Here is a 14,149-nt window from a genome sequence, read left to right as displayed (position 1 = left end):
GAGTGAAAGATGAAGATGTTGTTCATCGCCACCGTCGCTTTCGCTGCCATAGCCTCACAGACATCCTTCGCGCAGACGTGGACGCCTGAACAACTCACGCAACGCACTATCGAGCGCCGCGCGATCGAGGCGATGAACTGGGGCATGTCGGCGGTCAACACCGACCTGATGCTGCAAGAGATGCTCAACAAGACGTCCGGCAAAGTGAACCAGATCGTCTTTTGGTCACGCCCGCTCGATTGGCACAATCAAACGCTCACGCCGAATCCGGACGCCATCTATTTGATGATGTTCTTCAATACCAAGGATGCCGGACCTGTCGTGCTGGAAATCCCTCCGGCGGGCAGCGACGGATCTCTCAACGGCAACATCGTCGACTTCTGGCAAGTTGCACTGGAAGACGCCGGCCCTTCAGGTGCTGACGCGGGAAAAGGCGGCAAGTATCTGTTGCTGCCGCCAGGTTACGCCAAACCCGTTCCCAAAGACTACATCGTGCTGCGTCCCTCGACGTTCGGTGGCTATGCACTGCTGCGTTCGAACCTGAAAAGCCATGGCGATGCGGACGTCGCCAAGTCGGTGGCCTACGGCAAGAAGGTCAGGGTCTATCCGCTGTCCCTTGCGGCGGCCCCGCCGCCGACGGTGTTCACCGACGCGGCCAACGTGGTGTTCGACTCCACCATCCATTATGATGCGAGCTTCTTCACGTCTCTCGACCGCGTCGTGCAGAACGAGCCATGGCAGCCGCGCGACCGGGCGATGATCGATGTGCTGCGGTCGCTCGGCATCGAGAAGGGCAAGCCGTTCAAGCCGGACGCTAGGACCAAGGCTGCCTTGGAGACCGGCGCCCGCGAAGCGCAGGCGTGGCTCGAGGTGAGATACGACACCGGTCTTCCGCCTTTCTACCCGGAAAGCCGGTGGGTCGTGCCTGCCGTGCCCGAACTCATTGCAGCGACGCAAAACGGTTTCAATGATACCGACAAATACCCCGTCGATGCCCGTGGCTTTACCTATACCTTCGCGTTCGTCGCTCTTAAGCGCCTTGGCGCCGGGCAGTTCTATCTGGTGAGCCTTCGTGACAAGGAGGGCAATCCGTTCGACGGCGGCAAGACCTATCGTCTGACAGTGCCCGCGAATCCCCCGGTCCAACAATACTGGTCGCTAACCGCCTATGACCGGCAAACGCACACCCTGATCCGCGATATGCCGCGGGCCAGCCGCTCGTCGCAGATCCCCGAGATGCAGAGGAATGCTGACGGCTCGGTGGACGTCTACTTCGGTCCCACGGCGCCTGCCGGCAGGGAGGCGAATTGGGTGCCCACCGATCCCAAGCGTGGCTTCGAACTTATGTTCCGCGCCTATGCGCCGGCCAAGGCGTTCTTCGACAAGACGTGGAAGCTGCCGGATGCCGAGAAAACTTCAAACGAAAGCACGGGAGTGAAACAATGATTGTCACCAAGCAGGCGTTCTACGTTTCTGTGATCATGATCGCTGCGGGCAGTGCCGCACAGGCTCAATCGCCAGCGGGCGGCTCCTTGCCTGTCACACTGGATAACTTTGCCCGAGCCGAGTCCGATGCCTATATCGGCAATCTTCTCAAAGACGGCAAGTTGGGAAAATTCAAGCACAACCGCGAGCCGGCGAGCATCGATAATCAGACGATCATTCGCCTCAATCGCGACACGCTCTATTCGTTCGCCGTGTTCGACCTCGACGCGGGGCCTGTGACCGTCACGATGCCGAACGCGGGCAAGCGCTTTATGTCGCTGCAAATTATTAACGAGGACCATTATGTTCCGGCCGTATACTACGGTGCCGGATCGCACAAATTGACAAAGGAAAATGTGGGCACGCGGTACGCCGTGGCTGGCGTCCGTACGCTCGTCGATCCAAACAATCCCGAAGACCTCAAGCAGGTTCACGATCTGCAAGATGCAATCAAGGCAAGCCAGAAAGGTGAAGGGAAGCTCGATCTGCCGAATTGGGATCAGGCCGCCCGGAAAGATATCCACGACGCGCTTCTGGTGCTGGCGAAATATGCAGGCGGATTCTCGCATGCCTTCGGCACCAAAGCTCAGGTCGACCCTATCAGGCATTTGATCGGTACGTCAGCGGGCTGGGGTGGCAATCCCGATAAGGACGCGACCTATCTCAGCTTCTCGCCATCGAAGAATGACGGCAACACGATCTACAAGCTCAACGTCAAGGACGTGCCGGTCGATGCGTTCTGGTCGGTCAGTCTCTACAATGCCGCCGGCTATTACGAGAAGAATCCGTACAACGCCTATTCGCTCAACAATCTCACTTCAAAAAAGAATGCCGACGGTTCGGTGAGCATCCAGTTCGGCGGATGTGACGGTAAAATCCCGAATTGCCTGCCGATCATGAAGGGCTGGAACTACACCGTGCGACTCTATCGCCCGCGCGCCGAAATCCTCAGCGGGAAATGGAAATTCCCGGAGCCGCAAGCGGTCAATTAAGGAGGCCTGGATGAGCGGATTCGACATCTTCGCCTGGATCGTTCTGATCATCCTGGCTGCCTGCATTATCGGCGTGTTCTGCATCGCCGGCTGGTTGCCCGGACATATCGCGAAAACCCGCGGGCATCCGCAGGCGGAGGCAGTGACGGTCGTGGGCTGGGTCACGCTGATCTGCGGCTTCGCGCTCTGGCCGGTTGCCTTGATCTGGGCCTATGTCGATGTGCCTGCCTCCAGCAAGAGGGAGCAACAGTCATGATGATCGCGATCATGGCAGTTTATCTGGTTCTGCTGTTCGTCCTTGTGCGAACCGGCATCGTTCGCTTCAACCTCTTCTGGAAATTCTCCCCTTTCATTGTTCTTCTGTTTTTGAACCTGTTGCTGTTCATTCCGATGGGCTGGGGCGCGCCGCAGGGGTCGGCGCTGGTGGTCCGCCACTCAGTCTCCATCGTCCCGGACGTTGCGGGCGAGGTAATCGATGTGCCGGTCGTCGCCAATACCCCGCTCAAGGCAGGTGATGTTCTCTTCAGGATCGACCCGGTGCCCTACGAGGCCCAGGTCAAGGGGATCGAAACGCAACTGAAATTATCGGACGTGCGCCTTGCCCAGATGACGCAACTGTTTGAGCGCGATGCCGGGCGCGGCTTCGATGTTGAACAGCGGCAATCGGAGGTCGATCAGCTGAGTGCACAGCGTGACAGCGCGCGGTGGAATCTGGACAAGACCATCGTGCGCGCACCGGCCGATGGCTATGTGACCAATCTCGCGCTGCGCAAGGGCGCGCGGGTGGCAAACCTGCCGCTGACGCCGGTGATGGCTTTCATCGACACCTCGGATACGATTGTCGGTGTCGAAATCGCGCAGAACGATGCGCGATATCTGCGAAGCGGCCAGCCGGTCGAGGTGACGTTCAAGTTCCTCCCGGGCAAGATCTATACGGGGCGAGTGGAAAGTATCCTGCAGGCTGTTGCCACGGGGCTGGCCCAGACGTCGGGCGTTGCCGTGATGCCGAAAGCAATCCAGTCCGCGCCGTTCGTCGCCCGCGTGAAGCTCGACGACGCCGGGATTGCGGCGCAGTTGCCAGCGGGAAGTGCCGGCGAGGCCGCGATCTTCACCGACCATGTCAAGGCGACGCATATCATTCGCAAGGTCCTGTTGAGACAGATTGCGATCCTGAACTATGTCAATCCGTTTTGAGTCCCGAGATGACCATTAAGCGTCCAACAGAGCGGCGCCCACTTCGTATCGGGTTTCGCACATCCATCGTCACGCTATTCGTGGCGGTGGTGCTGCTTGTCGGATTGACGCTGGTCTATCTCAGCTTCAGCCGTGTCTCGCTGATCACGCAGACGGCGGCAATTACCTTCATCGACAAGGTGGCGCAGCTCGGCGCCGACCGGATCGATTCGAAATTCCGCAACGTGCGCGACAGCCTCGAAATTCTCGCCGGCCTTCCGTCGATCCAATCGGCGGAAATCGAAGACAATTCGCGGCTCTATAGTCTGATGGCCTCGATGCTGCGCAACAATCCGCAGATATTCAATCTCTATGTCGGCTATGAGGACGGCTCATTCCTTGAAATGGATGTGATCGACCGCGCCAAGCCGGCTTTCCGAGCAGGCCTCGGCGTGGATGTGGATGCCGCCTTCCGCGTGGTCGTCATTTCACGCACCGGCAACGCATCACTGTCGCCCGTCACCATCTTCCTTTCGGATAATCTGATCCAGGTTGCCGAAACCAAGGGCCCCGCGACTTATGATCCGCGTCAGCGGCCCTGGTACGTCGACGCCTTCAAGGACGAGAAAACACTGCTGACCGGGCCGTATGTGTTCTTTGCGACCGGCCAGCCCGGTTATACTTTCCGCACAGCGCTGAAGGAGGGCCGCCGCGGCGTGGTGGCCGCCGATCTCCTGCTCAATCGCCTTGAGGTGATGCTGGACGAGCAAAGGCTCGGTGACTCCGGGGTTGCCTTTCTATTCAATGATTCGGCGCGGATCGTTGCGCATCCCGAGATGAGCCGGCTGATGGAGGAAATTCCCGAGCGCGGCAACGAGCTGCCGTCAATGAGTGCGATCAGGCTGCCCGGTCTTTCGCGGGCGGTTGAGACGTGGCGAAAGGGCGGCGCGTCTCAGCAGTTTTTTGCGGATGATGTCGGGCGAACCCATGTCGCCGCCTTCCACGGCATCGAGACAGCGGGCAATGCCGGTATCAAGCTCGCCGTGATCGCGCCGCTCGACGAATTTTTCGCGAAGATCCTTTCGGAGCGCCGCGGCTTGTTTGCGCTGGCTCTCGGTTTTGTGCTCGGCATGCTGCCGCTCGCGATCTGGCTTGGCTCGATGCTCGCGCGGTCGCTGCGCAGCCTCGCCCAACAAACCGACGAGATCCAGCATTTTCGGCTCGCGGATCGTCCGCGCCTGCATTCGGTCATCGATGAGATCAACGACCTCGGCCTGTCGGTCTTCACGATGCGGACGGCGATCCGCAATTTTTCAAACTTCGTGCCGCGGCCGATCGTGCGGCAGCTCATTGAGTCCGGAGCATCGATCGAGCTCGGAGGAGCGCGGCGGGAAGTCACCGTGCTCTTCACTGACGTGGCCGATTTCACTGCCAAAACGGAAAAGGCTGATCCTTCCGAGGTCATGATCTTCACGTCGCGCTATTTCGCGGCGCTGTCCGAGGTTATCATGAAACATCACGGCACGATCGATAAGTTCATCGGCGATGCCGTGATGGCATTCTGGAACGCGCCCGATGATGACCCCGATCATGTCGTCCACGCCTGCGAAGCTGTTCTTGCCTGCGTTAAACGCAATAGCGAGCTGAACGAACAGTTCCGCGGCGCCGGGTGGCCCGCCTATGGCACCCGCTTTGGTTTGCATGCAGGCGATGCGGTCGTCGGCAATGTCGGTTCCTCCGACCGCATGAACTACACCGCGCTCGGCGCGACCGTTAACCTCGCCGCGCGCCTGGAGGGGCTCAACAAAAATTACGGGACGCAGGTGTTGGTCAGCGCCGCCGTGAAGGAACGCGTCGAAGGACGCTTTGCTTTCCGCAGCATCGACGAGATCAAGCCGAAGGGCTTTGCGGAGGACATACGGATCTTTGAACTGCGTTGCGAGGCGGATGGGGCTTCGGAGCATGCCTTCTGCCAGCGCTGGGAAATCGTCTACGCTGCGATCCGGCAGGATCAGCCGGCCGCAGCACTCGTGGGCGTCACCGACTTTCTTGCCCAGTATCCCGACGACGGTGTTGCGCAATACCATGCGAAACGGCTTCGCGTGGAATTGCAAGCGCCGCGTCGTGTTGCGAGCGGAGAAATGCAATGACGCGCGTGCTCCGTTCTTTCAACAGGCGTCAGGTCCTGGCCGGTGGGCTTGCAGCAGGCGCCGCCTTTGCCGCTCCTGCGATTGCACAAGCGCGAACACGCGTCCGGCTGGGCTACCTTCATGTCGTCGCCGTCGACGGCCAGATCTTCACCGGCCTTGATCTTGGCTCGTTCGACAAGCAGGGCATCGACTTTGAGCTCGTCGAGTGCAATACCGGGCCGGAGGTATTTGAGGCCATGGCGCGGGGAGAGGTGGACGTGCTGTCGGCCGGCGGAGTGATTTCAAACTATCTCGCGCTCGGCGCCGGTCGCGGCTTTCTGATCAACGATATCGAGATCGCGACCGCGCAGCTCTGGGTTCGGCCGGACCGCGGGGTCAAATCCTTCGCCGACCTCCGCGGCAAGCGCATCGCGACAACGACAAAGACCACGGCGCATATCTTTCTCGACCGCGCTTTGCGCGCCAACGGCCTTGGCCTCACCGATGTTCAGGTGATCAATAGCAGCATGTCGCAAGCCGTGGGTGCGTTCATTGCCGGAGAGGTGCCTGCCGTCGCGTTGTGGGTGCCGTTTAACCTCAGCGTCCGCGACAAGCTGCCGGATGCTATCAAGCTAGTGGATGCCTCCGCCTTCTATCCGCAGTCGGCGGTTGTTGGCGGCTGGGTTGCGCGGCATGAGTATTATGCCGCCAACAGGGGCGTCTTGCAGCGGATCATCCGAGGCTGGGTGGACGCCAACGACTACATGGTCCGCAATCCCAAGCCAGCGGCCGAGGCGCTGCAGCAGCGGCACTACCAACGGGCATCGATTGCCGACATCGCCGAGGCGCTCAAGGCGCAGAAGATGTTTTCTTCACGGGAGTGGAAGCGACTCTATTCCGACGGGACAGTCGTCAAATGGCTCCAGCAGGTCAGCGACTTCTTCATGACCGAATCTGGCGTGACGACGGCGGCGCCGGCCACGGATTATTTCGATTCCGGTTTGTACTTGGCAACGGTGAATTAGCGGCCGGTTTAAGCAACGATAAATTTGAGCAGGGGCCGCGTACCCCATCTGGCAGAAGGCGAAATGTCGGTAACCCGCCGCTGAGCCGAAACGCTTCGAAACTCTTGGGCTTCTGCTTTCGCAGGTGAGGCGAACCAAACCCTTGCAGACCAAAAGACCGCTTCTGTCGCATTTCGGACTCTGACGAGACGTCGACGGCTAATCTGGCTCACTGTAACCAGCATTGTGCAGAGTATAATTGTTGGCGGTCCATTCATGCCGCCAGCGCTCGGCGGCGATGGTTTCGGCCGTGACGTTTGTCCAAGCTGCCGCCATGGCTTCTTCACGGTCTCGCAACTGTCATTCGCTTCAGGGCACGCCCACGCCCGAAGGTCTTAGTGCCAGATGTTATGACCTTGGAGATATTCCCGCGATCAGCTCGTAGTCGCCCAGCGCTTGACCGACCTCGAACCGAATCGAGAATAACCGACCGCGCACTAGCGCGCCTATCGTCATCACTTCGTTCAGATTCCCATTGGGGTGTTCCGCATACGCGACGTCCGCTCCTGGCGCAAAGCGGACGTCGTTCCATCAAGGTGCGGACGCGTCCGAACCGATTCAATTCATAACGGCGTGGTGTGCGTGCGGGGAAAAGTCGCCGCGCGAGGCGCCCGGTGTCAGTCTGGATGTAGCAAACCAGTTCTCTAAGACGGATCGATTGTCCCGTTACAGTCGTATTTTGTCTATCGCTTTGCCCGCGCTCTCGCCAGGTCGCCGCATGCCCGATAAGTCTCAGTTTAAAGGCTTGGCCTCCGGAAGTTTCCACTTGCCTCTGACGATCGGCTGTTCAGGGCGATAAAGCCGTATGGTGTAGTTCCAGCCCTCAACGATCGGCAGGCAGTTCGGGATCTTGCCGTCACAGCCGCCGAACTGGACTTTGACCGAGCCGTCCGCATTTTTCTTCGCGGTGATGTTGTTGATCGAATAGGCATTATAGGCGTTTTTCTCGAAGAAGCCTTTTGCGTTGTAGACGCTGATCGACCAGAAAGCCTTCACCGGCACGGTCTTTGGCACATCGAGGGTGTAGACCGTTTTGCCGTCGTTCTTCGCGGGAGTGAAACTCGGATACATGGCGTCCTTTTCCGGAATGCCACCCCAACCGGAGGCCGTGCCAATCAAGTGCTGGATCGGATCGACCTGGCCATGGGCTCCAAATGCACCGTGATACGACGTCTGATATTTTGCCAGCGCGAGCAGCGCATTGCGGATGTCGGTTAGCTTCTCCTGATCCCAGTTTGGAAGGTCCAGCGTGCCTATCTTCTTCTGGCTGACCTTGATGGCATCCTGAAGTTTGTGAACCTCGGCGAGATCCTTTGGATCGTTGGGATCAACCAGCGTTCGGACAGCGACAAAGGCGTATCGCGTACCAACTGATTTCTGCGTCAGCGTCACCGGCTTCGTGCCATAGGCGACGATTGGCAGGTAGTGGTCCTGATCGACCACCATCATCGACATATAGCGCTTGCCCGTGTCGGGAAGCGAGAGCGTTACGGGCCCGCCAGCAAGATCAAACACCGCAAATGAGTACAGCGTATCCCGGTTCATTCGGATCACTGCTTGTTTGTCGATGGATACAGGCTCTCGCGAGTGTTGGAATTTGCCGAGTCCGCCGATGGCCGTTGCATTCACCGCGAGGTAGCGGTCGGTCTCGGCGCGGGCAAAATTATCGACGGTGACAGGCAGTTTGCCGTCCAGAGCCTGGGCGAACGCTCCTCCGGCCAGTGCGACCGAAGCCAATGCGAAACCAATCCCAACCGAGCGAAACATCGACATACCTCTTCATTCAATCTGACTGGCGACGCAGGGGCATTCCACAGGCGCGGCCCCTTGATGCTTAAATGCCATCCAAGCGATCAACGCGTAATCGGTAGGCACTGCCTCCGAGCGTTTCGAGCATCTCGGATCACTTGTCTTGCCATTTCGCGCCAATGGACATCCGGCCCCGCGTGGGGGGGCGCGCTGGCTAGTTCTGCGTCAGATAAAGCGGCGTCCTGAACGTCAATTGATAAGACGGCAGCGGGATCCATTGGATCTGCAACATCAAACCGAACAAGCGATTGTCGTTGTCGTCCATTCGGTCGAGGTCAAGGCGTAGGACGGGCTGGGTAAAGGGCTGGATCAGCGTTCGGTTCAGGAGTTCAACGCCGCCGAATGATTGCACGCCGACGCGCGCGAAAATTTTCCAGTTGCTTGGCCACTGGTAGTAGCCACCGGCATATCCGATCATACTCGGACGGACCTCCGCTGCTGCACTTTGGATCGCGACGCGGGTGTCTTGGAAGCCAAGGAGAAGTCCCCTCGTCTGATCCTCGTCCAATGCATAGTCGAACTCGATAACGTTGTTGAAATTCGTCGTCGCGAACGGCCCGCTCGGCAGTGATTGCGTGATGGTCGATTGCACGGTGGTGGTGGGGAGCATGCCACCGTTTTGCTTATAGAGATCGGCCTGAAATCCGACATTCCAGCTCGCGATGTCGATATCCGTCCAGCCGCTGAGCGGCATCGTGTTGGCGTTCACTGAAATACCGCCATAGACCGACACCCGATCGTTCAGGTCGACCGTGAGCGGGATATCGACTGTGACCGCGTGCACCGCCGGCAGTTTTTTATGGGGCGGCACGGTCGATGGCGTGTGGCCGGCCGCAAGCGCGATCGCCCCCAGAACCGAAAACAGCGACGTGTTGCCGAAGCCTATTCCGATCGCACCGCTGGGGGCTGTCGCGTAGGTGGTTCGGAGATCCAGATAGACGCTTGGCGGGGTGAATTGAGCCGCTTGATCGTTGTCGTCCTGGCCGAAGGCAGCATCGGTCACCCCGATGCAAACGGCGCAAACCAGAAGCCATCCATAGGTCGGTCGAAGACGTCCGTTGCTCAAGGTCGAGGCCCGCTTATTGCGTGGACAAGGCTGTTGTTTCGGCCGCACAAGCCGGTGCAGCGCGCCTCGCCCTCGCTGCTTTTACCTCCACCTTCGCAGCTTTGAGGTCGGCAAGGAAGGTCGCGTTGGTCTGCAAGCGCGAGACGGTCGCTGCCCCCATGATGCGGCCCGCATCGACATCGCTCTGCCAATGCGCATCGCAGATCACGCGGCTCTGGCCGAAAGCGATGCCGCGCGTGAACAACTCATTGGAACGCTCGGGATTGATCTGCGCGAAGACGAGGGCCCATCCCCATCCCGCAGCCGTATGGCCTGACGGATAGGAGCCGTCTGTCCGCAGGATTGCTTCCTGATCCGTCCGGCATGTGGCTTCGTTGTGAACGACGAAGGGGCGGGTGCGGTTGTACTTGTTCTTCACGCCATAGGTCGACAGTCCGAGGTCGGACAGCATCTTCTGCATCATGGCATAGAGGCGCGGGGTCTGTTCCTTGTCGATCTTGATCCCCATCGCGCAGGAAAAATTATCGGCGGCCTGCGGGAAGGCAAGATCGGCGTCGGTGGAGGCCTGCTTCCAGCGGTCGGTGCCGCGCAGGGGGAACGTTACCTTGCGTGCTTCTTCGTCCCTGGCAAGCGCGGCCGAATCCTTCTCGGGGGGCGGACCGAGCAGGACCAGGCTATTCGGCAGGTCGGCCGGCTTCAGATAACCGGGCGCTATTTTGAAATGGGGATCGGTGACCTTCGATTGGGCTTCGTCCGATTGCGCGACGGCCTGCCCGCAAATCATAAGCAGCACGAAGATGGATGCGCCTGCGGATCGAACCAGGTTTGCGGTCATGGATAGTCTCTATTCATTTCAAGAGTGCCGGGATCATCAGGCGACTGAGTTTCCTCGAATGCGGGTTCCCGCCATCTGACCGAGCCGCCCCTTAGAAGGTAAGTCAGAGCCGCCGATCAAAAACGGTAGGTTGCTGCAATGATCAGTGCTCTGAACATGGTTGCCACCTGACTTTTTCGGCACAACCAGTTGCCCCGTGAAAAAGTAATCGAAGCGGAGGCGGTAAAGATTGTGGTTCCAGTTTAATTGTCGGAATCCTTGGGAAGGCAGAAGCAAAGCCGGGCCGGTGCCGACGTTCCGTGGAGCGGATTGTTCGCGGACGCCGATGCCTGCGTCCGGCCCGATTGCCTCTGATCGACAGGCGAATCCTATCCGGCCATTTCGTGCAGACGAAGGCCAACCGTCTTGCCACTTCGCGCCAATCGCGACCGGTCAAGCCATTTAGCGATCTCTACGTCCCGCTGATGTGTGCTCCATAAACGGCGGCATTGAGTTCTTCGAAATTTGTGAGCCGGTGTGTCCTGACTGATATACCCGTCATCAATCCTATCCATCGTTCCTCAGAACATCGACAAAGAACAAGCCTGGAGGCTTCCCAGTCGAAGGAGCTAGAATTTTGTTTTTATCGAGCGCCCATCGGCGAGCGCCATTACATTGGTATCCAACGCGACGGGCACAGACACGGTAAAGTATCCGGCAGTGCCTTCCATGCGGTTTACGGCATCGAATTCACGATAGATTTTCAGGCGCGTTGAAATCGGGAGCTTCCCGACCTCGAACGTGTACCCAATCGAGCCGCCGAGTGCGATGACACGACCTTCAAAGGCGCCCAGCCTCGCGCCTGTTCCGGAGTCCGCCGTCAGTTGCTGGTAATAGTAACCGACGAGCCCGAGCGTGAATTCCTTGGTGATGTATTTGGTTGCCGCCCATTCGAGGTGGAATTCATCGCCACTCTTGTAGTCGGTCGCCGTGTTGGTCTGGTTGAAGGTGACGCCCACCGCGGCGGAGAGATCCCAGCCAATGGCAGAATCTAGCCATGTGAAATTGCCGAAGACGTCGAGCGCGGGTCTGTTCAGCGAGGCGTTCGACAGTTGACCGGCGACGTACGTTCCGGACGGGATCACACCGCCGACGCCGAGCTGCCAGTGAAAATTGCCCGACTGCCACCCGACAAAGGACTGGAGAAAGAAGTCGCTGAGGTTAGCATTCTTGTCCGTCACGCCGACACCGATCGGCCCGAAGCGCGGCGAGTTCACCAGCAGATTTGCATTCACGCGCGGCTCACCAACAGGCACCGTCAACGAGAATGCGAGATTGCCGCCGAGAATCTTGGCAGGTGTAACCCAGAGTGTTGTTGGCAATTCGATCCAGCTCTGGGCCGAGACGTCTGCAACGAGAAGACCACCGGTCGGCAGAGTTCGACCGCCGCTGAGTTTGCCGTCGTAATAATAAAAGTCGTTCTGAAAGAAGACGCCGGGCGGCGGCGTAATGCCTGCGCCGGTTGCGTGTGACCCGAGGAGGGAGACACTTACGCCGCCTTCGGCTGCTATGACTGGCGTTTGTGACCAGCACAGCATGGCGCTGGCAGCGACCGTCATCGTCAAAGAGAAGCGCATCAACAAACTCCGCGTGGCAAAACAGCACAAATCAAAATTGGATCGACATACGCGCAAATCGATATTCGTCACACCGAATTCCCGCGCTACTTACATTATTCGCAGGGTGTTGCGTTTACGTCGAAAAGCTACACCACGCTAAGGGACCCGATCTTGAATCGGGCCATTCCAGCACAAACGCATTCGCTCTGAGACGGGATGTGTCAAAAAAGCTGGAGCGCTTTCCGATGGGAACGCGCTCCAGCATTTTCAGGAACGTTGAGAACACCGTAGCAGTCACTGTTCGACGTGGATCGACAACAACGGCCTGCTGAAATAGCTCTCGGTCAGAGTGCGATCAAGTAGCATCGGTTATAAATTCGGCCGTAGACGTCGACCGCCTGAACGCAAGAGGGTGGCATGGCTACGACGGCTGCACCCGCGACTGCTCCGCCCACGATGGCTCCACCCACGATGACTCGGCGCGTCGTTCGCCGTGCTACGCCGGCGTAACTCAGGGGTGTGAGCGGAGCTCCGATGAGTGCCTCAGCCGAGGTCATGAAGGTACCGCCACGCGTGAGCGACGCCTGTTCGCTGACCGACAGACACAGGATGGCCACGCTCGTTCCGAGGGCGATCTTCAGCAACTTGCTTTTCAATCCAGTCATTTCTTCTCTCCGCTGGGGCTGATTCCTGGGGGAATCTCATCGATATGGCCGAGATTCTGAATCTCGCGCTTCTTCATGTCTGCGCTCGGCTTGAAAGCGAATGTATCGGCAGTGGTGTCGGAGCTGGTTTTCCAGCTGCTAATTCGGAGCGTGTACTGAGGCGCGCCCGTCACCGTTTTGGTGGTGATGATGTATTTGTGCGGAATCGGCGTCGCGCCTGAACCTATCCAGATCTGCCAGTCGGCATCCGGCGTACGGAAAGCCAAGTGTTCACACTCATGGCCATCTATGACGCCCCTGCCGATATGCTTGGCGTCATAGACCCCATCGATCAAGGCTGCATAGGAATTGGCGAGAAGAAGATCGGCACCCGGCGCCTCGATGCCGGACTTGTCACGAATGCTGTCGACGAGTTGATCAATCGTACCGGGGGCTGGCATCTGCCCGTAGACTTTGCGGGCACGATCAGAAACGGTGAAGTTGGCGCCATCGTACACGAGCTCAACGTCGGCGTAGCCGCCGGTCCGTGTCACGCGGAGCTTGTCCGGCCGATGGAGGGTGAGTTGCCCGGAACTGGCAAACTGAATCTTCTGCATGTCCGGGGTCATGATCTCGATATCGGAATCATACGATATCGAAACATTCTTTTGATTCGCGATGTAGTCCGACATTGCGCGCAGGATCGATGCAGCATCATCCGCGTGGGCAGCGCCAGCTCCGATGCATGTCGCAGATAAACCCGACGCGATCAGGAGTGCGGCAACAGAGCGGATCGAACGGCGTGCCGCATTCAAGGGCGTTCTGGATTGGCTTTTCAAGAGATGAGTCCTGTTTATTGTTAGTTAGCTGGGCCGACAAGTCGGAATGATGGGGAGACCAACATTCATTTGGCAGTGCGGACCTTTTCAGCCTTCAGAAGAACATCGATGGCCTTGATGATCGTCGTGCCTTGATTGGCCTTGCAGTAGACGATCAACTCGTGAATCCCTTCTCGAACTCTCGGCAAGTTGATGGAAGACTTCTTTCCGAGGCCATTGTACCAACCGCTGTACCAAACGCCGAGAAAGTTCGCGTCTTCCTGATACGTTCCGGCGAGTTGCGCGCAAGTCAGCTTCTGCACGTTGATGTAACCATCCGCGTCGGCATAGGCTTTCAACTCGGTTTGGGCTTGAGCCGAGCCCAGCGGTACTGCGCACGCAACAGCAAGAACAAAAGCAAGTTGCTTCATCATTGAACGTTCCTTTCGTGATTCAGCAGGCGTTATCTGCAGGGGGTGACGTTTGTTCTCGGCCGGGAGCGGCGAACACCTTCGATCTCCGCTCCCAGCCGACTT

The 14,149-nt window shown here is 58.6% G+C and carries 13 protein-coding genes; 6 read left to right on the top strand and 7 right to left on the bottom strand.

Features of this window, described 5'->3' with window-relative positions; translation table 11 throughout:
* Positions 1-9: 9 nt before the first annotated feature.
* From BLW80_RS15560 to BLW80_RS15535, 6 genes are all read left to right on the top strand, one after another.
* Complete coding sequence (locus tag BLW80_RS15560) at positions 10-1,446, top strand: DUF1254 domain-containing protein (protein ID WP_093758649.1); 1,437 nt, start codon at positions 10-12, stop codon at positions 1,444-1,446.
* Between the two features lie 35 nt (positions 1,447-1,481).
* Positions 1,482-2,477, top strand: coding sequence for a DUF1254 domain-containing protein (locus BLW80_RS15555; RefSeq protein ID WP_244528323.1), 996 nt, complete (start codon positions 1,482-1,484; stop codon positions 2,475-2,477).
* A 10-nt stretch (positions 2,478-2,487) separates the two neighbouring features.
* The gene (locus BLW80_RS15550; protein WP_093758647.1) at positions 2,488-2,733 is read left to right on the top strand and encodes a DUF3302 domain-containing protein; all 246 of its coding nucleotides are present in this window, start codon (positions 2,488-2,490) and stop codon (positions 2,731-2,733) included.
* Entirely contained in the window at positions 2,730-3,671 is a 942-nt protein-coding gene (locus BLW80_RS15545; protein ID WP_093758646.1) for an HlyD family secretion protein, read from the top strand. Before BLW80_RS15550 ends, BLW80_RS15545 begins: the two co-directional genes overlap by 4 nt.
* Positions 3,672-3,988: 317 nt before the next feature.
* A complete protein-coding gene (locus BLW80_RS15540) occupies positions 3,989-5,800 on the top strand; it encodes an adenylate/guanylate cyclase domain-containing protein (protein WP_502688605.1) in 1,812 nt (603 codons plus the stop codon).
* Positions 5,797-6,804 carry an ABC transporter substrate-binding protein gene (locus tag BLW80_RS15535; protein WP_093758644.1) on the top strand — a complete coding sequence of 336 codons (1,008 nt, stop codon included), beginning with the start codon at positions 5,797-5,799 and terminating at the stop codon, positions 6,802-6,804. The genes BLW80_RS15540 and BLW80_RS15535 overlap by 4 nt, the downstream gene beginning before the upstream one ends.
* A gap of 771 nt (positions 6,805-7,575) precedes the next feature.
* Here the strand turns inward: BLW80_RS15535 and BLW80_RS15530 are convergent.
* The 7 genes from BLW80_RS15530 to BLW80_RS15500 form a co-directional block, all read right to left on the bottom strand.
* Positions 7,576-8,616, bottom strand: a complete 1,041-nt coding sequence (locus BLW80_RS15530) for a DUF1254 domain-containing protein (protein ID WP_502688604.1) — start codon at positions 8,614-8,616, stop codon at positions 7,576-7,578.
* A gap of 190 nt (positions 8,617-8,806) precedes the next feature.
* Entirely contained in the window at positions 8,807-9,655 is an 849-nt protein-coding gene (locus BLW80_RS15525; RefSeq protein WP_093758643.1) for a hypothetical protein, read from the bottom strand.
* A gap of 76 nt (positions 9,656-9,731) precedes the next feature.
* Positions 9,732-10,553: an acid phosphatase gene (locus BLW80_RS15520; RefSeq protein WP_093758642.1), complete on the bottom strand. Its 822-nt coding sequence runs from the start codon at positions 10,551-10,553 to the stop codon at positions 9,732-9,734.
* 608 nt (positions 10,554-11,161) lie between these two features.
* Entirely contained in the window at positions 11,162-12,241 is a 1,080-nt protein-coding gene (locus tag BLW80_RS15515; RefSeq protein WP_244528251.1) for a SphA family protein, read from the bottom strand.
* 254 nt (positions 12,242-12,495) lie between these two features.
* The gene (locus BLW80_RS15510) at positions 12,496-12,816 is read right to left on the bottom strand and encodes a hypothetical protein (protein WP_244528250.1); all 321 of its coding nucleotides are present in this window, start codon (positions 12,814-12,816) and stop codon (positions 12,496-12,498) included.
* Positions 12,813-13,634 carry a DUF2092 domain-containing protein gene (locus BLW80_RS15505; RefSeq protein ID WP_244528249.1) on the bottom strand — a complete coding sequence of 274 codons (822 nt, stop codon included), beginning with the start codon at positions 13,632-13,634 and terminating at the stop codon, positions 12,813-12,815. Before BLW80_RS15505 ends, BLW80_RS15510 begins: the two co-directional genes overlap by 4 nt.
* Before the next feature lie 65 nt (positions 13,635-13,699).
* A complete protein-coding gene (locus BLW80_RS15500) occupies positions 13,700-14,047 on the bottom strand; it encodes an HdeA/HdeB family chaperone (protein WP_093758640.1) in 348 nt (115 codons plus the stop codon).
* Positions 14,048-14,149: the final 102 nt, after the last annotated feature.

It is taken from the genome of Tardiphaga sp. OK245 (genome assembly GCF_900108575.1).
Taxonomy (GTDB): Bacteria; Pseudomonadota; Alphaproteobacteria; order Rhizobiales; family Xanthobacteraceae; genus Tardiphaga; species Tardiphaga robiniae.
The sequence above is the reverse complement of the archived record's forward strand: the minus strand, read 5'-3'. Positions and strand labels throughout refer to the sequence as shown.